Annotated in this window: 24 protein-coding genes; 21 read left to right on the plus strand and 3 right to left on the minus strand. The window is 75.8% G+C overall.

Annotated features, from left to right (window positions below; translation table 11 throughout):
- Positions 1–10: 10 nt before the first annotated feature.
- From DQ241_RS15535 to DQ241_RS15585, 11 genes are all read left to right on the plus strand, one after another.
- Positions 11–301, plus strand: a complete 291-nt coding sequence (locus tag DQ241_RS15535; RefSeq protein ID WP_113831088.1) for a hypothetical protein — start codon at positions 11–13, stop codon at positions 299–301.
- 332 nt (positions 302–633) lie between these two features.
- Positions 634–990 carry an integration host factor, actinobacterial type gene (gene mihF, locus DQ241_RS15540; protein ID WP_113831089.1) on the plus strand — a complete coding sequence of 119 codons (357 nt, stop codon included), beginning with the start codon at positions 634–636 and terminating at the stop codon, positions 988–990.
- Positions 991–1,034: 44 nt separating this feature from the next.
- Positions 1,035–1,634 (plus strand): guanylate kinase, encoded by a 600-nt coding sequence (gene gmk / locus DQ241_RS15545; RefSeq protein WP_113831090.1) that lies wholly within the window; start codon positions 1,035–1,037, stop codon positions 1,632–1,634.
- Between the two features lie 52 nt (positions 1,635–1,686).
- Positions 1,687–1,950 carry a DNA-directed RNA polymerase subunit omega gene (rpoZ, locus tag DQ241_RS15550; RefSeq protein WP_012949163.1) on the plus strand — a complete coding sequence of 88 codons (264 nt, stop codon included), beginning with the start codon at positions 1,687–1,689 and terminating at the stop codon, positions 1,948–1,950.
- 90 nt (positions 1,951–2,040) lie between these two features.
- Complete coding sequence (gene coaBC, locus DQ241_RS15555) at positions 2,041–3,267, plus strand: bifunctional phosphopantothenoylcysteine decarboxylase/phosphopantothenate--cysteine ligase CoaBC (RefSeq protein WP_113831091.1); 1,227 nt, start codon at positions 2,041–2,043, stop codon at positions 3,265–3,267.
- A gap of 81 nt (positions 3,268–3,348) precedes the next feature.
- Entirely contained in the window at positions 3,349–4,566 is a 1,218-nt protein-coding gene (metK, locus tag DQ241_RS15560; RefSeq protein ID WP_113831092.1) for a methionine adenosyltransferase, read from the plus strand.
- Positions 4,567–4,613: 47 nt separating this feature from the next.
- Positions 4,614–6,569, plus strand: a complete 1,956-nt coding sequence (locus tag DQ241_RS15565) for a primosomal protein N' (protein ID WP_113831093.1) — start codon at positions 4,614–4,616, stop codon at positions 6,567–6,569.
- A 17-nt stretch (positions 6,570–6,586) separates the two neighbouring features.
- The gene (locus DQ241_RS15570) at positions 6,587–7,312 is read left to right on the plus strand and encodes an aspartate/glutamate racemase family protein (protein WP_113831094.1); all 726 of its coding nucleotides are present in this window, start codon (positions 6,587–6,589) and stop codon (positions 7,310–7,312) included.
- Positions 7,309–7,854: a peptide deformylase gene (gene def / locus DQ241_RS15575; protein WP_113831095.1), complete on the plus strand. Its 546-nt coding sequence runs from the start codon at positions 7,309–7,311 to the stop codon at positions 7,852–7,854. Before DQ241_RS15570 ends, def begins: the two co-directional genes overlap by 4 nt.
- Positions 7,791–8,783 carry a methionyl-tRNA formyltransferase gene (gene fmt, locus DQ241_RS15580; protein WP_233492466.1) on the plus strand — a complete coding sequence of 331 codons (993 nt, stop codon included), beginning with the start codon at positions 7,791–7,793 and terminating at the stop codon, positions 8,781–8,783. The genes def and fmt overlap by 64 nt, the downstream gene beginning before the upstream one ends.
- On the plus strand, positions 8,780–10,147 hold the full coding sequence (locus DQ241_RS15585) for an RsmB/NOP family class I SAM-dependent RNA methyltransferase (protein ID WP_199584590.1): 1,368 nt from the start codon (positions 8,780–8,782) through the stop codon (positions 10,145–10,147). Before fmt ends, DQ241_RS15585 begins: the two co-directional genes overlap by 4 nt.
- Positions 10,148–10,191: 44 nt before the next feature.
- Here DQ241_RS15585 and DQ241_RS15590 read toward each other — a convergent pair whose 3' ends face one another.
- A complete protein-coding gene (locus DQ241_RS15590) occupies positions 10,192–10,602 on the minus strand; it encodes a RidA family protein (RefSeq protein ID WP_113831096.1) in 411 nt (136 codons plus the stop codon).
- Positions 10,603–10,680: 78 nt separating this feature from the next.
- Between DQ241_RS15590 and DQ241_RS15595 the strand changes: the two genes are divergently transcribed.
- Together DQ241_RS15595 and DQ241_RS15600 are read left to right on the plus strand one after the other, a co-directional pair.
- Positions 10,681–11,100, plus strand: a complete 420-nt coding sequence (locus tag DQ241_RS15595; RefSeq protein WP_113831097.1) for a helix-turn-helix domain-containing protein — start codon at positions 10,681–10,683, stop codon at positions 11,098–11,100.
- A 10-nt stretch (positions 11,101–11,110) separates the two neighbouring features.
- Complete coding sequence (locus DQ241_RS15600; RefSeq protein WP_113831098.1) at positions 11,111–11,611, plus strand: N-acetyltransferase; 501 nt, start codon at positions 11,111–11,113, stop codon at positions 11,609–11,611.
- Positions 11,612–11,615: 4 nt separating this feature from the next.
- On the opposite strand, the gene DQ241_RS15605 is transcribed toward DQ241_RS15600, so the two are convergent.
- Entirely contained in the window at positions 11,616–13,088 is a 1,473-nt protein-coding gene (locus DQ241_RS15605; protein ID WP_113831099.1) for an aldehyde dehydrogenase family protein, read from the minus strand.
- Positions 13,089–13,207: 119 nt separating this feature from the next.
- On the opposite strand from DQ241_RS15605, the gene rpe reads away from it, so the two are divergent.
- Genes rpe through DQ241_RS15645 form a run of 8 tightly spaced genes read left to right on the plus strand, consistent with a single transcriptional unit; the run spans position 13,208 to position 19,041 of the window.
- The gene (gene rpe, locus DQ241_RS15610) at positions 13,208–13,876 is read left to right on the plus strand and encodes a ribulose-phosphate 3-epimerase (RefSeq protein ID WP_233492467.1); all 669 of its coding nucleotides are present in this window, start codon (positions 13,208–13,210) and stop codon (positions 13,874–13,876) included.
- Positions 13,873–14,934, plus strand: a complete 1,062-nt coding sequence (gene ribD, locus DQ241_RS15615) for a bifunctional diaminohydroxyphosphoribosylaminopyrimidine deaminase/5-amino-6-(5-phosphoribosylamino)uracil reductase RibD (protein WP_233492468.1) — start codon at positions 13,873–13,875, stop codon at positions 14,932–14,934. Before rpe ends, ribD begins: the two co-directional genes overlap by 4 nt.
- A 1-nt stretch (position 14,935) precedes the next feature.
- Positions 14,936–15,559, plus strand: a complete 624-nt coding sequence (locus tag DQ241_RS15620) for a riboflavin synthase (protein WP_113831101.1) — start codon at positions 14,936–14,938, stop codon at positions 15,557–15,559.
- Positions 15,556–16,899: a bifunctional 3,4-dihydroxy-2-butanone-4-phosphate synthase/GTP cyclohydrolase II gene (locus DQ241_RS15625; protein ID WP_113831102.1), complete on the plus strand. Its 1,344-nt coding sequence runs from the start codon at positions 15,556–15,558 to the stop codon at positions 16,897–16,899. The genes DQ241_RS15620 and DQ241_RS15625 overlap by 4 nt, the downstream gene beginning before the upstream one ends.
- Positions 16,896–17,417, plus strand: a complete 522-nt coding sequence (ribH, locus tag DQ241_RS15630; protein WP_113831103.1) for a 6,7-dimethyl-8-ribityllumazine synthase — start codon at positions 16,896–16,898, stop codon at positions 17,415–17,417. Before DQ241_RS15625 ends, ribH begins: the two co-directional genes overlap by 4 nt.
- Positions 17,414–17,677 carry a phosphoribosyl-ATP diphosphatase gene (locus tag DQ241_RS15635; RefSeq protein ID WP_113831104.1) on the plus strand — a complete coding sequence of 88 codons (264 nt, stop codon included), beginning with the start codon at positions 17,414–17,416 and terminating at the stop codon, positions 17,675–17,677. Before ribH ends, DQ241_RS15635 begins: the two co-directional genes overlap by 4 nt.
- 25 nt (positions 17,678–17,702) lie before the next feature.
- Complete coding sequence (gene hisG, locus DQ241_RS15640; protein ID WP_113831105.1) at positions 17,703–18,563, plus strand: ATP phosphoribosyltransferase; 861 nt, start codon at positions 17,703–17,705, stop codon at positions 18,561–18,563.
- A gap of 10 nt (positions 18,564–18,573) precedes the next feature.
- Positions 18,574–19,041 (plus strand): SSI family serine proteinase inhibitor, encoded by a 468-nt coding sequence (locus DQ241_RS15645; protein WP_199584592.1) that lies wholly within the window; start codon positions 18,574–18,576, stop codon positions 19,039–19,041.
- A 47-nt stretch (positions 19,042–19,088) separates the two neighbouring features.
- Here the strand turns inward: DQ241_RS15645 and DQ241_RS15650 are convergent, their stop codons facing one another.
- Positions 19,089–19,931: a DUF2877 domain-containing protein gene (locus DQ241_RS15650; protein ID WP_233492469.1), complete on the minus strand. Its 843-nt coding sequence runs from the start codon at positions 19,929–19,931 to the stop codon at positions 19,089–19,091.
- Positions 19,932–20,006 lie beyond the last annotated feature (75 nt).

Here is a 20,006-nt window from a genome sequence, read left to right on the forward strand (position 1 = left end):
GAGGGAAGCGGTGCGCCGGACGGTCCCCTGGCTGGTCGCCCTGGTCGGTGCCGCGCTGCTGGTGGCGGGGGTCGTGGTGTTCGCCGTCGCCGGCCACCCGCCGGAGCGGACCTTCTTCAGCGGCAGCTACGAGCCGTTGGCCGAGCTCGACAGCGCCTACCGGAGCTCCCTGACGCTCGGCTTCGACAGCGCGGTCCTCTGGAGCCGGGGGCAGCTGGTCGGCGCCGGGCTGGCGATGGTGGGCCTGCTCGTCCTGACCGGTCTGGCCGGGTGGCTGCTGGGACGGCGCACGCGCCGCTGACCTGCGCGGCGCGCTCCCGTCCCCGGCGTGTCGTCTGCTCGGCGTGTCGCCGGGCCTCCTCGTGCTCCCCGGGCGGCTCGGATTCCGGAACGGATCCGCGCGCAACGGGGGTTGACCTGCGGGGATGACGCTCGGTGAGCGGAGTCGTGAAGCGCGTGTGAACTGTGCCGACACGCGAGGGCGGGCCGCAAAGCGCGCCGGTGCGGGTGACCAGCGGATTCGCCGGGAACTACGGTTCGGGGAGGCTCTCGCGGCGGCGTCCCGCCGGCGCGGAGCGCTCAGAGAACAGCCGCTCGGCGACCACGCCGGCACCGACACGATTGGGTCGCACCATGCCCCTTCCTTCCCTGTCCCCGGAGCAGCGCGCCGCAGCACTCGAGAAGGCCGCCGCCGCCCGCAAGGCGCGCGCCGAGCTGCGGGAGCGGCTCAAGAGCAAGGGCGCCACCGTCGGCGACGTCCTCAAGCAGGGCGAGACCGACGAGGTGATCGGCAAGATGCGCGTCTCGGCCGTGCTCGAGTCGCTGCCCGGCGTCGGCAAGGCCCGTGCCGCGAAGATCATGGAGCGCCTGGAGATCTCGCCGACCCGCCGCGTGCGGGGCCTCGGGGCCAACCAGCGCCGCGCGCTCGAGGCGGAGTTCGGGGGCGACAAGGTCGACGCCGACCAGGTCCCGGCCGACGGCGCGGTCTGAGGCCCGCTTCCGCCGGCGGCGCGGGCCTGGGCGAGAATCGGGACGTGACTGCTGGTGACACCGCGCGACTGACCGTGCTCTCCGGACCCTCCGGGGTCGGGAAGGGGACGGTGGTCGCCGAGGTGCGCCGGCGGCACCCCGACGTCTGGGTCTCGGTCTCCGCGACCACCCGCCCGCGCCGCCCGGGCGAGGTCGACGGGCAGCACTACCACTTCGTCGACGACGCCGAGTTCGACCGGTTGATCGCCACCGACGGCCTGCTGGAGTGGGCCGAGTACGCCGGCAACCGGTACGGCACCCCGGCCGCCCCGGTCCGCGAGCGCCTCGCGGCCGGGGCGCCGGCCCTGCTGGAGATCGAGCTGCAGGGAGCCCGCCAGGTGCGGGCCCGGGCCCCCGAGGCCCAGCTGGTCCTCCTGGCCCCGCCGTCGTGGGCCGAGCTGGTCAGCCGGCTGGCCGGGCGGGGCACCGAACGGCCCGAGGTGCAGGAGCGCCGGCTGGCGCTCGCGCAGGCCGAGCTGGACGCCGCCGGGGAGTTCGACGTGGTGGTCGTCAACGACGACGTGGCCCGAGCCGCCGACGAGTTGGTAGGATTGCTGACTGCGCCGTCGCCCGGGGCCTCCCGGAGCAGCGGCGCCCACGAGTAGGGGCCGCGGTCCCGCCGCCCCCGCTGAACCGATCTGAGGAGCACGCCCGCCCGTGTCCGGAGTCGCACCCGCCCCCGAGGGCATCACCAACCCGCCGATCGACGAGCTGCTCGAGCGCACCAGCAGCAAGTACGGCCTGGTGATCTTCGCCGCCAAGCGCGCGCGGCAGATCAACGCCTACTACAGCCAGCTCTCCGAGGGCCTGCTCGAGTACGTCGGCCCGCTGGTCGACACCGCCCCCCAGGAGAAGCCGCTCTCGATCGCGCTGCGCGAGATCAACGAGGGCCTGCTGACCCACACCGCCGGCGAGAACTGAGCCGGCTGCCCCCTCCGGGGCACCCAGAAGTGATGACGACGCCCCCGGCCTGCGCCGGGGGCGTCGTCGTGCCTGCGGCAGGATGAGCGCATGAGCCGGATCGTGCTGGGCGTCAGCGGCGGCGTCGCCGCGTACAAGGCCGCCCTGCTGCTGCGTGCCTTCACCGAGGCCGGGCACGACGTGCGCGTCGTCCCGACCCCCGGAGCGCTGCACTTCGTCGGTGCCGCCACCTTCGAGGCGCTCTCCGGCAACCCGGTCACCACCGACGTCTGGTCCGACGTCCCCGAGGTCGCCCACGTGCGGATCGGCCAGGAGGCCGACCTCGTCGTCGTCGCCCCCGCCACCGCCGACCTGCTGGCCCGCGCCGCGGCCGGCCGCGCCGACGACCTGCTCACCGCCACCCTGCTCACCGCGCACTGCCCGGTGGTGTTCGTCCCGGCGATGCACACCGAGATGTGGCTGCACCCCGCGACCCAGGACAACGTGGCCACCCTGCGCCGCCGGGGCGCCGTCGTCCTCCCACCGGCGGTCGGCCGGCTGACCGGGCCCGACTCCGGCCCCGGCCGGCTGCCCGAGCCGGCCGACATCGCCGCGCTGGCCGCCGTCGTCCTCGGGGCCGGGGCGGCCGCCCTGGCGCACGACCTGGCGGGACGACGGGTGGTCATCAGCGCCGGCGGCACCCGGGAGCCGGTCGACCCCGTCCGCTACCTGGGCAACCGGTCCTCGGGCAAGCAGGGCTGGGCGCTGGCCCGCGTGGCCGCGGCCCGGGGCGCCGACGTGGTGCTCGTCGCGGCCAACGTCGACCTGCCGGCCCCCTTCGGCGTGCGCGTGGTGCCCGTCGGGACCGCGGAGGAGCTCCGGACGGCGGTGCTCGCCGAGGCGCCGGACGCGGACGTCGTCGTCATGTCGGCCGCCGTCGCCGACTTCCGGCCGGCCGCGGTCGCGGCCAGCAAGCTGAAGAAGGACTCCGCCGCCGAGCCGGACTCCGTGCCGCTGGTGCGCAACCCCGACGTCCTGGCCGAGCTGGTGTCCGAGCGGCGCCCCGGCCAGCTGGTCGTGGGCTTCGCCGCCGAGACCGGCGACGCCGACGCGGACGTGCTCACCCACGCGCGCGCCAAGCTCGCCCGCAAGGGCTGCGACCTGCTCGTGGTCAACGACGTCTCGGCCGGTCAGGTCTTCGGGCAGGCCGACAACGCGGTCGTCGTCCTGGCCGCCGACGGTTCGGCGACCGAGGTCGCCCGCAGCACCAAGGACGCCGTCGCGGCCGGGGTCTGGGACGCCGTGACCCCCAGGATGTCGCCCCGCGCCGACGCCTGACGCCCGGACGCCGGTAACGTTCGGCCTCGAGCGCCATCCCGACCACCGCAGCCCACACACCCCCGGCCCCAGGGAGATCCAGTGCCACGCCGCCTCTTCACGTCCGAGTCGGTGACCGAGGGCCACCCGGACAAGATCGCCGACCAGATCAGCGACTCGATCCTGGACGCGATGCTGGCCCAGGACCCGCGCAGCCGCGTCGCCGTCGAGACCCTCATCACCACCGGCCAGGTGCACATCGCCGGTGAGGTCACGACCGGTGGCTACGTGGACATCCCGGCCATCGTCCGCGAGACGATCCTCGGCATCGGTTACGACTCCTCGCGCAAGGGCTTCGACGGCGCCTCGTGCGGCGTCAGCGTCTCGATCGGCGCGCAGTCGCCGGACATCGCGCAGGGCGTCGACACCGCCTACGAGTCGCGGACGCAGGCGGAGCTGGACTCGCAGGCCGCCGCGGTCGAGGACGCGATCGCCCGCCAGGGCGCCGGCGACCAGGGCCTGATGTTCGGCTACGCCAGCGACGAGACCCCGGAGCTCATGCCGCTGCCCATCGCGCTGGCCCACCGCCTCGCCCGGCGGCTGTCGACGGTGCGCAAGGACGGCTCGGTGCCCTACCTGCGGCCCGACGGCAAGACCCAGGTCACCGTGGTCTACGAGGACGACCAGCCGGTCGCCGTCGACACCGTGGTGGTGTCCTCGCAGCACGCCGAGGACATCTCGATCGAGCAGCTGCTGACGCCCGACATCCAGGAGCTGGTGGTCGAGCCCGAGCTGGCCGCCCTGGGGCTGCCGACCACCGGCTACCGCCTGCTGGTCAACCCCACCGGCAAGTTCGTCATCGGTGGACCGATGGGCGACGCCGGCCTGACCGGCCGCAAGATCATCGTCGACACCTACGGCGGCATGGCGCGCCACGGCGGCGGCGCCTTCTCGGGCAAGGACCCGTCGAAGGTCGACCGCTCCGGCGCCTACGCCATGCGCTGGGTGGCCAAGAACGTCGTCGCCGCGGGCCTGGCCCGCCGCTGCGAGGTGCAGGTCGCGTACGCGATCGGTGCCGCCCACCCGGTGGGCCTGTTCGTCGAGACCTTCGGCACCGGGACGGTCGCCGACGACGTCCTCGAGAAGGCCATCGGCTCGGTGTTCGACCTGCGCCCGGGCGCCATCGTCCGCGACCTGGACCTGCTCCGCCCGATCTACCGGCCCACCGCGGCCTACGGGCACTTCGGCCGCTCCGACGTCGAGCTGCCGTGGGAGCGCCTCGACCGCGTCGACGCGCTGCGTTCCGCCGTGGGGGCGTAACGGCGCTGGACACCTCTGCACCACCTGACGACCCGGGCCACCCGACGGTGGCCCGGGTCGTCGTCGATGTCCCGCTGGCGCACCTGGACCGGCCGTTCGACTACGCGGTCCCGGAGAAGTACGCGGGCACCGTGCGGGCCGGGTGCCGGGTGCGGGTGCGCTTCCACGGCCGCCTCGTCGACGGGATCGTCTGGGAGCTGGGCGGCAGCACCGACTTCGCCGGGAAGCTCCAGCCGCTCTCGCACGTGCCCTCGGGCGAGCCGGTGCTCACCCCGCAGGTCGCGCGGCTGGTGCGCGCGGTGGCCGACCGCTACGCGGGGACGGCGAGCGACGTCCTGCGCCTGGCGCTGCCCCCTCGGCGGGCCGCGGCGGAGAAGCGGGACAGCCCGACGCCCGACGCGCTGCCGGAGCCGCCCGACCCGGCCGGGTTCGCCCGGTACCAGGCGGGCCCGGCGCTGCTGACGGCGCTGGCCGAGGGCCGCCCGGCGCGCGCGGTGTGGACGGCGCTGCCGGGGGAGGAGTGGCCGACCCGGCTGGTGGAGCTGTGCCGGGCGGCGCTCTCCGGCCGCCGGGGCGCGCTCGTGGTGGTGCCCGACGGCAAGGACCTGGACCGGCTGACCGCCGCCGCGGAGCGGCTGCTGCCCGAGCACTCGTTCACGGTGCTGCGCGCCGACGACTCCCCGGAGAAGCGCTACCGCCGGTTCCTGGCCGCCTCCCGGGGCGCAGCCCAGGTGGTGCTGGGCACCCGCGCGGCGATGTTCGCGCCGGTCCGCGACCTCGGTCTGGTCGCCATCTGGGACGACGGCGACGACCTGCACGCCGACGAGCACGCCCCCTACCCGCACGCCCGCGACGTGCTGGTGCAGCGGGCGTGGCTGGACGGCTGCGCCGCCGTCGTCGCCGGGAGCGCGCGCACCGCCGAGGCGGCGGTGCTGGTGGAGTCGGGGTGGGCGCACGAGCTGGTCGCCGACCGAGCCGCCGTCCGCACCGCCGCGCCGCGGGTGCAGGCGCTCGGCGACGACTTCGAGCTGGCCCGCGACCCGGCCGCGCGTTCGGCGCGGCTGCCCTCGCTGGCGCACGCCGCCGCCCGGAAGGCGCTGGCCGACGGCAACCCGGTGCTGGTGCAGGTGCCCCGGCGCGGTTACGTGCCGTCGCTGGCCTGCGCCCGCTGCCGCGCCCCCGCCCGGTGCGCGCACTGCGCCGGCCCGCTGGGCATCTCCCCGCGCCCCGGTCCGGGCGGCACCCGGATCCCGGCCTGCCGCTGGTGCGCGCGGCCGGCGGCGACCTTCGACTGCCCGCACTGCCACGGGACCAAGCTGCGGGCGGCGGTCGTGGGGGAGTCGCGCACGGCCGAGGAGCTGGCGCGGGCGTTCCCCGGGGCTGTCGTGCGGACGTCGGGCAGCAGCAGCGGGGTCCTGGCCACCGTGCCGGCCGGCCCCGCCCTCGTCGTCGCCACCCCCGGTGCCGAGCCGGTGGCGGAGGGCGGTTACGGCGCCGCGCTGCTGCTCGACTCCTGGGCGCTGCTCGGCCGGGCCGACCTGCGGGCGGGCGAGGAGACGCTGCGCCGCTGGCTGAACGCCGCCACGCTGGTGCGCCCGGCATCGTCCGGCGGGCAGGTGGTCGTCGCCGCCGACGCCGCCCACCCCGTCGTCCAGGCGCTGGTGCGCTGGGACCCGGCCTGGCTGGCCGAGCGGGAGCTGGCCGACCGGCGCGAGCTGGGCTTCCCCCCGGTCACCCGGATCGCGTCGCTGTCGGCGTCGCCCGCGGCCCTGGCCGAGTTCCTCGACGCGCTGCGCCTGCCGGAGGGAGCCGACCTGCTCGGCCCGGTGCCCGAGCCGGCCCGCCCCGGGCAGGACGGCGAGCGCGAGCGGTACCTGGTGCGGGTGCCGCGCGCCTCGGGGGCGGCGCTGGCGCACGCGCTGGCGGAGGTGCAGGGCGTGCGCAGCGCGAAGAAGGTGCCCGAGCACGTGCGGGTGCAGCTGGACCCCCTCGACCTCGTCTAGCTGCCACGATGCACGGCGTGAGGACGATCGGTCTGCTGGGCGGGATGAGCTGGGAGAGCAGCGCGCTGTACTACCGGCTGCTCAACGAGGGCGTGCGCGACCGCCTCGGCGGGTTCTCCTCGGCGCGCTGCGTGCTGCTGTCGGTGGACTTCGCCGAGATCGAGCGGCTGCAGGCGGCGGGCGACTGGACCGGGGCGGGGGAGCTCCTGGCCGCCGACGCCCGGGCGGTGCAGGCGGCCGGCGCCGACGTGCTGCTGCTGTGCACCAACACCATGCACACGGTCGCGGACGCGATCACCGCCGCCGTGGACATCCCGCTGCTCCACATCGGCGACAGCACCGGCGCGGCGATCGCCGCGGCCGGGCTCACCCGCGTCGCCCTGCTCGGCACCCGCTACACGATGGAGCAGCCGTTCCTCGTCGACCGGCTCGCCGCGGCCGGGCTCGAGGTGCTGGTGCCCGACGCCGCCGACCGCGACCTGGTGCACCGCGTGATCTACGACGAGCTGGTCCTCGGCGTCGTCCGCGAGGAGTCGCGCCAGGCGTACCGGGAGGTCGTCGACCGGCTGGTGGCCCGCGGGGCGCAGGGCGTGGTGCTCGGCTGCACCGAGATCGAGCTGCTCATCGGCCCGGACGACGTCGCCGTCCCCACCTTCCCGACGACGGCGCTGCACGTGGCCGCCGCCGTCGACGCGGCGCTGGCCGAGGACGGCGCCTGTGCCCCGCATACGATCGACCGGTGAGCGTCACCCCCATCCGGCTCCTCGGCGAGCCGGTCCTGCGCACCCCGGCCGCACCGGTCGTCGACTTCGACGCCGAGCTGCGCCGCCTGGTCGCCGACCTCACCGACACCATGCACGCCGCCGGCGGGGCCGGCCTGGCCGCCCCGCAGATCGGCGTCGGGCTGCGGGTGTTCACCTGGTTCGTCGACGGCGAGGTCGGCCACCTGGTCAACCCCGACGTGACGCCGGTCGGCGACGAGGAGCAGGTCGACCCCGAGGGCTGCCTGTCCATCCCCGGCTTCCGGTGGGACTGCCGCCGGCACCTGCACGTCGTCGCCAGCGGCTGGAACATGCACGGCGAGCCCGTGCGGGTCGAGGGCTCGGAGCTGCTGGCCCGCGCCATCCAGCACGAGACCGACCACCTCGACGGCGTGCTGTTCGTCGACCGCCTCGACGAGGTCGCCCGGGCCGCGGCGCTGGCCGAGCTGGAGGCCGCGGAGTGGAAGGGCATGGCCGAGTACCTGCCCGCCCCTCCGCCCGTCGTGAAGGTGAGCCCCCACTGAGGCTCCTGTTCGCCGGCACGCCGGCGCCCGCCGTCCCCTCCCTGGACGCCCTGCTGGCCTCCGGGCACGAGGTGGTCGCCGTCCTCACCCGCCCCGACGCGCGGGCCGGCCGCGGACGCGGGCTCAGCCGCTCGCCGGTCGCCGAGCGCGCGGACGCCGCCGGCATCCCGGTGCTGCAGCCGCGCTCCCCGCGGGAGCCGGAGTTCCTCGAGCAGCTGGCCGGCATGGACGTGGACTGCGCGCCGGTGGTCGCCTACGGCGCGCTGGTGCCGCAGGTGGCGCTGGACATCCCGCGGCACGGGTGGGTCAACCTGCACTTCTCGCTGCTGCCCGCCTGGCGCGGCGCGGCACCCGTGCAGCACGCGATCATGGCCGGCGACGAGATCACCGGGGCCTCCACCTTCCGGCTGGAGGCGGGCCTCGACACCGGCCCGGTCTTCGGCACCCTCACCGAGGCGATCGGCCCGCGCGACACCGCCGGCGAGCTGCTGGACCGGCTGGCGGTCGGCGGCGCCCAGCTGCTCGTGGCCACGCTCGACGGCATCGCCGCCGGCGCGCTGGAGCCGCAGCCCCAGCCGGCCGACGGCGTCAGCCTGGCCCCCAAGGTCGAGGTCGCCGACGCCCGGGTCGACTGGGCGCTGCCCGCGCACGTGGTCGACCGCCGGGTGCGCGGGGTCACGCCCGCCCCCGGTGCCTGGACGACGTGGCGCGGCGACCGGTTGCGGCTGGGCCCGGTCACCCCGCTGGCAGACGGGCCCGCGCTGCCGGCCGGGGAGCTGCGGGTCGACGGCAGGAGCGTCCTGGTCGGTACGGGCTCCGGCGCCGTCCGGCTCGGCGAGGTCCAGCCCGCGGGCAAGCGGATGATCCCGGCGGCCGACTGGGCGCGCGGCGCCCGAATCGGGCCCGGCGACCGGCTGGGGGAGGCGTGACCCGCCGCGGTGGTCGCGGGCGCCCGCCCGCGCGGCGCCGTCCGCTGGACGGCGCCCGGCTGACCGCCTACGACGTCCTGGACGGCGTCTCCTCCCGCGACGCCTACGCCAACCTGCTCCTGCCGCAGCTGCTGCGCGAGCGCGACCTCGACCCCCGCGACGCCGGCTTCGCCACCCAGCTGGCCTACGGCGCGCTGCGCGCCCAGGGCACCCTCGACGCGGTCCTCGCCACGCTCGTGGACCGGCCGCTCGGCGAGCTCGACCCGCGGGTGCTCGACCTGCTGCGCCTGGGCGCCTACCAGCTGATCGACCTGCGGGTGCCCTCGCACGCCGCCGTCGACACCACCGTCGACCTCACGCGGGCGATCGTCGGCACGGGCGCCTCCGGTCTGGTCAACGCGGTGCTGCGCAAGGTCGCCGCCGGCGGGGACCGCGCGGCGTGGCTGGCCGCGCTCGGCGGCGATGCGGAGCAGCGGCTGGCGCTGGCCACCGACCACCCGCGCTGGATCGTCGACGCCTGGCGCGATGCCCTCGGCGGCGACGACGAGCTCGAGCCGGCGCTCCTGGCCGACGACGCCGCACCCGAGGTGCACCTGGTCGCCCGGCGCATCCCGCGCGAGGAGCTGGCCGCCGAGGCCACGGGCGAGCCCGGTCCGTGGTCGCCGTTCGCGGTGCGGCTGCCCGGGGGCGACCCCGGCCGGTTGCCGTCGGTCCGCGCCGGCCGGGCGGCGGTGCAGGACGAGGGCAGCCAGCTCGCCGCGCTGCTGCTCGCCCGCGCGCCGCTGGAGGGGCCGGACGCCGCGTGGCTGGACATGTGCGCCGGACCGGGCGGCAAGGCCGGGCTGCTGGCGGCGGTCCGGCCCGAGGGCGTGCGGCTGACCGCGGCCGACCGCGCGCCGCACCGCGCCGACCTGGTGCGCTCGGCGCTGGGCGACGAGCGCGACGTCGAGGTGCTGGCCGCCGACGGCCGCGAGCCGCCGTGGGCACCCGCCAGCTTCGACCGGGTGCTGCTCGACGCCCCGTGCACCGGGCTGGGCGCGCTGCGCCGTCGTCCCGAGGTGCGCTGGCGGCGGACCCCCGAGGACGTCCCACCGCTGGTGGAGCTGCAGACCGAGCTGCTGGCCGCCGCGCTGGCCTCCGTGCGGCCGGGCGGCGTGCTGGCCTACGTGACCTGCTCGCCGCACACCGAGGAGACCGTGGCCGTCGTCGACACCGCCGCGGCCCGGGACGACGTCGAGGTGCTGCCCGTGGCGCCGCTGTTCCCGGAGGTGCCGGGGATCGCGCGCGGCGACTACGCGCAGCTGTGGCCGCACCGCCACGGCACCGACGCGATGTTCATGGCCCTGCTCCGCCGCACCCGCTGACGGCACGGCCCGGGCTGGTGCCCGGGGCCGTGCCGGGACCGGCGTCAGGCCAGCACGGCGTCCGCCTCCACCTCGACCAGAACGTCCGGCTCGAACAAGAAGTCGACGCCGATGAGCGAGGCGGGTGGCAGCGGCTGCGGCAAGCCGAGTTCCTCGGCGACGGCGCCGATGCCGGCCATGAGGTCGCCGATCCGGTCGGGGCTCCAGCGGGTGACGAAGAACCGGAGCCGGACGACGCCGGCGAAGCTCGCCCCCGCGCCCGACAGGCCCCGCGCCGTGTTGCGCAGAGCCTGGGCGACCTGCCCGGCGAGGTCCCCGGTCGCCACCGGGTTGCCGTCGGCGTCGCGGGCGATCTGGCCGGCGACGTGCACCTGGCGGGCACCGGTGCCGATCGAGACGTGGTGGTAGGGGACGGGCTGGAACATGCCCTCGGGGCTCAGCAGCTGCACGCTCACGGAGGTCCTCCACAGATCGATGACTGGTAGCTACGGTCTACCTGGTATCCAGAGGGAACTTCAACGAGACCAGGTGTCATGACGGAGACCGCGCACCCCACGACGGAGCGGCTGCAGCTGACCCAGCAGCACCGAGAGCTGCTGGACCAGGTGCTCGACAAGTGGTCGCTGCAGGTGCTCGAGGAGCTCTGCGAACGGCCGCTGCGCTTCAACGACCTGCGGCGGGCTATCCCCTCCGTGACGCAGAAGTCCTTGACGACGGCGCTGCGCCGGCTGGAGCGCAACGGGATGGTCGAGCGCGTCGTGATCAGCTCCCGCCCGGTCGCCGTCGAGTACCGCGTCGCGCCGCTGGGCAAGACGCTGCAGGGGCTCGTCGACGCGCTGCACCTCTGGGCCACGGACACGATGGCCGCGGTCGAGCGGGCGCGCGAGCGGTTCGACGCCGACGGCGGCACGGACGGCCCGAACGGCTCGCCCGGATCAGCCGTCGGCCGCTAGGTTGCCGCCCGTGCCCTGGCTGCCCGACGACTTCGCCCACCCGCTGCGCGCCGGGCTGGCGACCGGCCACCACCTGCGCCCGATGAGCGACGCCGACACCGGGATCGACTTCCCGGCCGTCATGGGCTCCCGCGAACGGCTGTGGACGATCTACGGCGAGGCCTGGGGGTGGCCACCGGCGCACATGACGCTCGAGCAGGACCGCGCGGACCTCGCCCGTCACGCCCGCGAGATCGAGGCGCACGAGAGCTTCCTGTACGGGCTCTTCGCGGACGACGAGGCGGAGCTGCTCGGCTGCGTCTACGTCGACCCGCCGGAGAAGGCCGGCGACGTCGGCGCCGAGGTGTCGTGGTGGGTCGTCGACCGGCTGGTCGGCAGCGACGTGGAGCGCGAGCTCGACCGGTTCGTGCCCCGGTGGCTGGCCCAGGAGTGGCCGCTGCCCGCGCCGCCGCGGCTCGTGGGGTGGGACCTGTCCTGGGCGGAGTGGAACGCGCTGCCGCCCAGGACCTGAGCGCTCAGAACGGGAACCGGCGCTTGGTGTGCTGGACGCTCACCCAGTGGTCGGTGGTGAACTCCTCGATCGCCCATTCGCCGCCGAAACGGCCCAGCCCCGACTCCTTCTCGCCGCCGAACGCGGTGTTGTTCTCGTCGTTGAGCGGCGAGTCGTTGACGTGCGTCATCCCGGCCTCCACGCGCAGCGCGAAGTCCACCCCGCGCGCGACGTCCCGGGTGAACACCGCGCTGGACAGGCCGTACTCGGTGTCGTTGGCGATGGCCAGGGCGTCGTCCTCGTCGCGGGCCCGGACGATCGTGGCGACCGGGCCGAACACCTCCTGCCGGGCGGTGGCGACGTCGTTGCTGCCGAGGAGCACGTGCGGGGGCAGGACCGAGCCGATCGGGCCGGTCGGGTCGCCGCCGAGCAGCTGCTCCGCGCCGTCCGCCCGCGCCTGCGCGACCTTCTCCTGGATGCCCTCGAGCTGCTTGCTGTTGATGATCGGGCCGATCACCGTGTCGCCGTCCCGCGGGTCGCCGGCCTTGAGCGCGCGCACCCGCGCCACGTACCGCTCCACGAACTCGTCGTGCACCGCCGCGTCCACCACGATCCGGTTGGTGATCATGCAGACCTGGCCCTGGTGGAAGAACTTCCCGAAGACGGCGGCGTCGACCGCGTACTCCAGATCGGCGTCGTCCAGCACGACCAGCGGCCCGTTGCCGCCGAGCTCCAGCGACAGCTTCTTGAGGCCGGCCTTCTCCGCGATCCCCTTGCCCACCGGGGTGGAGCCGGTGAAGGACACGACCCGCGGGGTGGGGTGGGACACGATCGCGTCGCCGATGTCGGACCCGGAGCCGATCACGACGGAGAGCAGCCCCTCGGGCAGCCCGGCCTCCTCGTAGACCTTGGCCAGCAGGAGGCCGCCGGTCACGGGGGTGTCGCCGGCCGGCTTGAGGACGACGGCGTTGCCGAGCGCCAGCGCCGGCGCGACCGACCGGTTGGACAGGTGCATCGGCACGTTCCACGGGCTGATCACCGCGACCACGCCGACGGGACGGCGGTAGACGCGGCTCTCCTTGCCCTCGATGTCGGCCGGCAGGATCCGGCCCTCCACGCGGTACGGGTAGGACGACGCCTCGTGGAAGTCGCGCAGGGTGATCGCGTACTCGAACTCGGCGGCGGGGGCGGCGGCGCCGCTCTCGCGGATGTGCCAGTCGACGATCTCGTCCTTGCGCGCCTCCATCACCCGGGCGGCGCGGCGCATGACCTCGGCCCGCTCGGACGGCAGCCGGGCGGCCCAGTCGCGCTGGGCCTCCTTCGCCCGGGCGTACGCCTCGTCGAGGTCCTCGGCGTCGGCGAGCGGGATCTCGGTGAGCGTCTCGCCGGTGTAGGGATCGGTGTCGGTGGCGGTCTTGCCCGAGCGGCCGGCGCGCCAGGTGCCGGCGATGGGCATGCGGTCGAAGCCGTCGTAGCGGGCAGGAGCCTCGGAAGCCATGGTGGCGCCCTACCCGGTGGTGCACGTCGGACACGCGGACGGTCGGTCTCGTCACACCGGTCGCGCACCGGGCCGCGCGGGGGAAGGGGCACGTCGGGGCCCACCTAGACTCGGCAGACGTGTCCCGGGAACCGATGATCGCGCCGAGCCTCCTGTCGGCGGACTTCGCGCGGCTGGCCGACGAGGTCGCGCGCGTGGCCGACGCCGACTGGCTGCACGTCGACGTGATGGACGGGCACTTCGTGCCGAACCTGACCCTGGGCCTGCCCGTGGCGAAGGCGATCCAGGCGGTCAGCACCGTGCCGCTGGACTGCCACCTGATGATCGAGGACCCGGAGCGCTGGGCCCCCGGCTACGCCGAGATGGGCGCCCGCAACGTGACCGTGCACGCCGAGGCCTGCACCGACCCGTGCGGCGTCGCCCGCGACATCCGGGCCGCCGGCTCGCTCGCCGGCCTGGCGATCAAGCCCGGCACCCCGCTGGACGACGTCCTCGAGGTGCTGCCCGACTTCGACACGCTGCTGGTCATGAGCGTCGAGCCGGGGTTCGGCGGGCAGTCGTTCATCCCCGACGTGCTCGGCAAGGTGCGCCGGGCCCGTGAGCTGGTCGACACCGGGCACCTGCAGGTGCTGGTCGAGATCGACGGCGGGATCAACGCCGACACCATCGAGCAGGCCGCGGAGGCCGGCGTCGACGTCTTCGTCGCGGGCTCGGCCGTCTACGGGGCCGACGACCCGGCGAAGGCGATCGCCGCCCTGCGCGCGCAGGCCGCGGCGGCCCGCGGGTGACCGCCGACCCCGCCGAGCTGGAGGGGATGGCCCGGGCCCGCGAGCTCGGCCTGTCGGTGCTCGGCCGCACCAGCCCCAACCCGCCCGTGGGCGCCGTCGTGCTCGCCGCCGACGGCACGGTCGTGGGTGAGGGGGCCACCCGGCCACCCGGCGGCCCGCACGCCGAGGTGGTGGCGCTGCGCCAGGCCGGCGACCGCGCCCGCGGCGGCACCGCCGTCGTCACCCTCGAGCCGTGCGCGCACACCGGCCGCACCGGCCCGTGCGCCGACGCGCTGATCGCCGCCGGCGTCGCCCGCGTCGTCGTCGCCGTCCCCGAGCCCACCCGCCTGGCCGGCGGGGGCGCGCAGCGGCTCCGCGACGCCGGCATCGACGTCGAGCTCGGGGTGGAGCAGGCCGCGGCCGAGGAGGGGGCGCTCGCCGCCTGGCTCACCGGGGTCCGCGAGCACCGCCCGTACGTGATCTGGAAGGTGGCCGCCACCCTCGACGGGCGCACCGCCGCCGCCGACGGCAGCAGCCGGTGGATCACCGGCGAGCAGGCGCGTGCCGAGGTGCACCGGCTGCGCGCCACCTGCGACGCCGTCATCGTCGGCTCGGGCACCGCCCTGGCCGACGACCCGCAGCTCACCGTCCGCGACGCCGGCGGCCGCGCCGCCGACCGGCAGCCGCTGCGCGTCGTCGTCGACCGGCGGGGCCGGCTGCCGCGCACCGCCCGCGTGCTGGACGACGCCGCCCCGACGCTGGTCAGCCGCGCCGCCACCCCGCGCGCGGTGCTGGCCGAGCTCCACGACCGCGACGTGCGCCGCGTGCTGCTCGAGGGCGGCGCCACGCTGGCCGCCGCCTTCCTGCGCGAGGAGCTCGTGGACGAGGTGCTGGTGCACCTGGCCCCGACGCTGCTCGGCGCCGGGCCCTCGCTGGTGGGGGACCTGGGAATCAGCTCGATCACCGGTGCGCTGCACCTCACGGTCGTCGACGTCCTCCCGATGGGTGGGGACGTGCAGATCCGGCTGCGGCCCACCCGGCACACTGGTGGGCAGGACGCGGACCGGGAGAGGAGCTGAGGTGTTCACCGGGATCGTCGAAGAGGTGGGCACCGTCGTCGTCCGCGAGGACGGCGCCGACTCCGCCGTGCTGCGCATCCGGGCGGCGAAGGTGCTCGAGGACGTCGCCCTGGGCGACTCCATCTCGGTCAACGGCGTCTGCCTGACCGTCACCGGCGTGACGCCGGCCGAGGACGGCGCGGCCGTCTGGAGCACCGACGTCATGGCCGAGACGCTGCGCCGCACCAGCCTGGGCGCCGTCCCCGAGGGCGGCCCGGTGAACCTCGAGCGCGCCGTCGCCGCGCACACCCGCCTGGGCGGGCACGTGGTGCAGGGCCACGTCGACGGCGTCGGCACCCTGGTCTCCCGCACCCCGGGCGACCACTGGGAGGTCGTCCGCATCGCGCTGCCGACCGACCTCGCCCGCTACGTCGTCGAGAAGGGCTCCATCGCCGTCGACGGCGTCTCCCTCACGGTCAGCGCGGTCAGCCCGGCCACCGACCCCGAGCCCTGGTTCGAGGTCAGCCTCATCCCCACCACCCTCCGCGAGACCACGCTCGGCGCGCGCGCCACGGGGGACCCCGTCAACCTGGAGGTCGACGTGATCGCCAAGTACGTCGAGCGGCTGCTGGAGGCCCGTCGATGAGCGGCGACGTCACCCGGCTGGACAGCATCGAGACGGCGATCGCCGCGATCAAGGACGGCCGCCCGGTCGTCGTGATCGACGACGAGGACCGCGAGAACGAGGGCGACCTCATCTTCGCCTCGGAGCTGGCCACCCCCGAGCTGGTCGCCTTCATGGTCCGGTACACCTCCGGCTACATCTGCGTGGCCGTGACCGAGGCCGACGCCGACCGGCTGGACCTGCCGCCCATGCACCGGGTGAACCAGGACCGCCTGGGCACCGCGTACACGGTCACCGTCGACGCCCGCGAGGGCGTGACCACCGGCATCTCGGCGTCCGACCGCGCGACCACGATCCGGACGCTCGCCGCCGCCGACACCACGGCCCAGGACCTCAGCCGCCCCGGCCACATCGTGCCGCTGCGGGCCAAGGACGGCGGCGTGCTGCGCCGCCCCGGGCACACCGAGGCGGCCGTGGACCTCGCCGTCCTCGCCGGCCTGCGGCCCTCGGGCGTGCTGTGCGAGATCGTCAGCGAGAAGGACCCCGTCGGGATGGCCCGCGGCGAGGAGCTGCGCGTCTTCGCCGACGAGCACGACCTCTGCATGATCTCGATCGCGGACCTGATCGCCTACCGCAAGCGGTTCGACAAGCTGGTCGAGCGGGTCGCCGAGGCCACCGTCCCGCTGGCCCCGGGGACCTTCACCGCCGTCGGGTACCGCAGCTCCTACGACGACCGCGAGCACGTCGCCTTCGTCTACGGCGAGATCGGCGACGGCGAGGACGTGCTCGTCCGGGTCCACTCCGAGTGCCTCACCGGCGACGTCTTCGGCTCGCTGCGCTGCGACTGCGGCCCGCAGCTGCAGGCGGCGCTGGCCGCGGTGGCGCAGGAGGGTCGCGGCGTCGTGCTCTACATCCGCGGGCACGAGGGCCGGGGCATCGGCCTGCTGCACAAGCTGCAGGCCTACCAGCTGCAGGACATGGGCCTGGACACCGTCGACGCCAACCTCGACCTGGGCCTGCCGGCCGACGCCCGCGACTACGGCACCGGCGCGCAGATCCTCGCCGACCTCGGCATCCGCACCATGCGGCTGCTCAGCAACAACCCGGCCAAGCGCGCCGGGCTGGAGGGCTACGGCCTGAAGATCCTCGGCCGGGTGCCGCTGCCCAGCCACGTGACCGAGGAGAACCTGGCCTACCTGCGCACCAAGCGCGACCGCATGGGCCACCTGCTCGACATCATCGAGCCGGAGACCGAGGCCGGTCCCGCGGACGCCGCCGCCCCCGCGCCGGCCGACGCCCCCGGCGCCACGACCGTCCCCGGCACCGACGTGCCGCTGGGCCAGAAGGAGCAGCAGCTGTGAGCGGTCAGGGAGCGCCCGAGGCCGCGGCGGTGGACGCCGCCGGCCTGAGCCTGGGCATCGTGGCCACCACCTGGCACGCCGAGATCACCGGCGCGCTGCTGGACCGCGCGCTGGCCGCCGCGCAGGCCTCGGGCGTCGCCGACCCGACCGTCGTCCGGGTGCCCGGCGCGATCGAGCTGCCCGTCGTCGCCCAGGCGCTGACCGAGCGGCACGACGCCGTCGTCGCCCTCGGTGTGGTGATCCGGGGCGGCACGCCGCACTTCGAGTACGTGTGCGACTCGGTGACCGCCGGGCTCACCCGCGTGGCCCTCGACGCCGGCAAGCCGGTCGGCAACGGCGTCCTGACCACCGACGACGAGCAGCAGGCCCGCGACCGCGCCGGGCTGCCCGGTTCGGCCGAGGACAAGGGCTGGGAGGCCACGATCGCCGCGCTGCAGACCGCGCTGGTGCTGCGCGACCTGCGGGCGCCCCAGCGGTCCACCGGCTTCACCGCCACCCCCGTGCGGGGCCTGTCGTGAAGACCTTCGACGCGCTGTTCGCCGAGCTGTCGGCCAAGGTGGCCGACGGCGATCCCGCCTCCGGCACGGTCGCCGCGGTCCGCGACGGCGTGCACGCCGCCGGGAAGAAGGTCGTCGAGGAGGCGGCCGAGTCCTGGATGGCCGCCGAGCACGAGGGGGAGGAGCGGACCGCTGAGGAGATCAGCCAGCTCCTCTACCGGGTGCAGGTCCTCATGCTGGCGCGCGGGCTGACGCTCGACGACGTCTACACCCACCTCTGATCCCGACCCCCGAGGAGTTCCCGACGTGCTGCGCATCGCCGTGCCCAACAAGGGCGTCCTGAGCGAGCCCGCGGCCGAGATGCTCGCCGAGAGCGGCTACCGGCAGCGGCGCAGCACCAAGGACCTCGCCGTCTACGACCCCGAGAACGACACCGAGTTCTTCTACCTGCGCCCGCGCGACATCGCCGTCTACGTCGCCGCCGGCACCCTGGACGTCGGCATCACCGGCCGCGACATGCTGCTGGAGACCGCCCCGGCCGACGGTGCCGCCGCCGTCGAGGTCATGCCGCTGGGCTTCGGCCGCTCCTCGTTCCGCTTCGCCACGCCGCTGGAGTCGGGCATCGAGAAGGTCGAGCAGCTGGCCGGCAAGCGGATCGCCACCGCCTACCCGGTGCTGCTCCAGCGGTTCCTGCGGGAGCAGGGGATCGACGCCGGCGTGGTCAAGCTCGACGGCGCGGTGGAGACCGCGTGCCGGCTCGGCGTCGCCGACGCGGTCTGCGACGTGGTGGAGACGGGGACGACGCTGCGCGCGGCGGGGCTGCACATCATCGGCGAGCCGGTGCTCACCAGCGAGGCGATCCTGGTCCGCCGGGCCGGCGCCGAGGAGATCCCGGCGGTCGCCCAGCTGCGCCGGCGGCTGCAGGGGGTGCTCGTCGCCCGCCAGTACGTCCTGCTCGACTACGACTGCCCCAACGACCTGCTCGAGCAGGCCGCGGCGATCACCCCCGGCATGGAGGGCCCCACGGTCAGCCCGCTGCAGACGCCGGGCTGGTCGGCCGTCCGGGCGATGGTGCGGCGCACCGAGACCAACCAGGTCATGGACGACCTCTACGCCCTGGGCGCCCGCGCCCTGCTGGTCACGAGCATCCACGCCTCCCGCCTCTAGGGTTCCCGGCGTGCGCCGTCTGCTGCCGCTCCTCGTCCTGCCCGTGCTGCTGGGCGCCTGCGCGTCCCACGAGGACCCGCGGACCAGCAGCGCGGACCCGACCGCTCCGGACGACGGCGCCGCGGCCGGCGGGATCTCGCAGGCCGACGACGACCTCCAGGTCGAGGTCGACGCCGGCGACGGGACGCCGGCGCAGGTGTGGACGCTGACCTGCGTGGGCTTCGTCGAGGGCACCCACCCGCGGGCGGAGGAGGCGTGCGCGCACCTGGAGCAGCTGCCCGAGCCCTTCACCCCCGTGCCCCCGGACGCCGTGTGCACGGAGCAGTACGGCGGCCCTCAGACCGCGCACGTCATCGGCCGCTGGGCGGGTGCGGAGGTCGACCTGGAGCTCTCGCGGGTGGACGGGTGCCGGATCGCCCAGTGGGACGCCCTGGGGCCGCTGCTGCCCGCCGTGGCGGGCGTCGAGCCGATCGGCTGACCCGCGAGCGGCCGCGGATCCCGATCGGGACCCGCGGCAGCCCGTGGTCAGTGCTGGGTGGTGCGGTCCACCAGGTCGATGGCGGTGCAGAGGCCGAGGGCCATGGCCCGGCCGCTGGTGGACCCGGTGGCCAGCAGGCGCGCGACGGCGGGCGCCAGCGGCCGCTCCCCGACGAGCCCGTGCAGGACGGCCCCGTACTCGCCGCTCACCTGGCCGAGGGCCGCGTGCCGCAGCAGCGCCCGGGACAGCTCGGTCGTGCGCCCGGCCGCCAGGGCGTAGACGCCGGCCGCGAACCGCTCCGCGCCAGGGTGCCCGAGCAGGACCAGCCCGGCGACCGTGCCCGCCATGACGTCGTCACCGGCCGGCGTCAGGCCGGGACCCAGGCCGATGAGCCGGCCGGCGGTGCGCAGGGCGGCGTCGAAGTCCGCCCGGCGGACGGCTCCGCGCAGCGCGGCCAGCGGTCCCCCCGGACCGGTGGGCAGGCCGGGCAGCGTGAAGGCGCTGTGCGGGACGCCCTCGCCGTAGAGCGCGGTGCGCAGCTGGCGGACGCCCTCGGGCAGCAGCGCCGGGCGGCGGCTGGGCAGCTTGGGGCGCGGGTCCCACCAGGCAGCGGCGCTGACCGCGAGGTCGCCGACGACGATCCGGCCGCCCCCGACCTCGGCCGGTGCGCCGGTGGGCAGCGCGACCAGGGGGCGGCCGTTGCTCGGCCGGAAGAGGACGCAGCCGAGCGGCAGGCGGGCGGCGTCGCTGGTGAGGACGCCGACGACGTCGCCGCCGCGGACGCCCTGCACGTGCAGGTAGACCGCCGCCGGGACGCTCAGGAGCACGCGGGCCGGGCGGACCGGCCCGCGCAGCAGCTCGGCCACGCCGGTGCTGGCGGACGCGGGCACCGCGGTGGCCGCTCGGGCCGGCCGTGCCGTGCGGGCCGCGGCCTGCGCGGATTCGCGGGGGAGGGGGATCGTGGG

The organism is Blastococcus sp. TF02A-30, from assembly GCF_003319185.1.
Classification (GTDB): domain Bacteria; phylum Actinomycetota; class Actinomycetes; order Mycobacteriales; family Geodermatophilaceae; genus Blastococcus.

Bases quoted from the DNA above. Each gene is read 5' to 3' on its own strand.
- mihF (WP_113831089.1), top strand. From the start codon at position 634: ATGCCCCTTCCTTCCCTGTCCCCGGAGCAGCGCGCCGCAGCACTCGAG.
- coaBC (WP_113831091.1), top strand. From the start codon at position 2,041: ATGAGCCGGATCGTGCTGGGCGTCAGCGGCGGCGTCGCCGCGTACAAG.
- DQ241_RS15595 (WP_113831097.1), top strand. From the start codon at position 10,681: ATGACGGAGACCGCGCACCCCACGACGGAGCGGCTGCAGCTGACCCAG.
- DQ241_RS15605 (WP_113831099.1), bottom strand. From the start codon at position 13,088: ATGGCTTCCGAGGCTCCTGCCCGCTACGACGGCTTCGACCGCATGCCC.
- DQ241_RS15625 (WP_113831102.1), top strand. From the start codon at position 15,556: ATGAGCGGCGACGTCACCCGGCTGGACAGCATCGAGACGGCGATCGCC.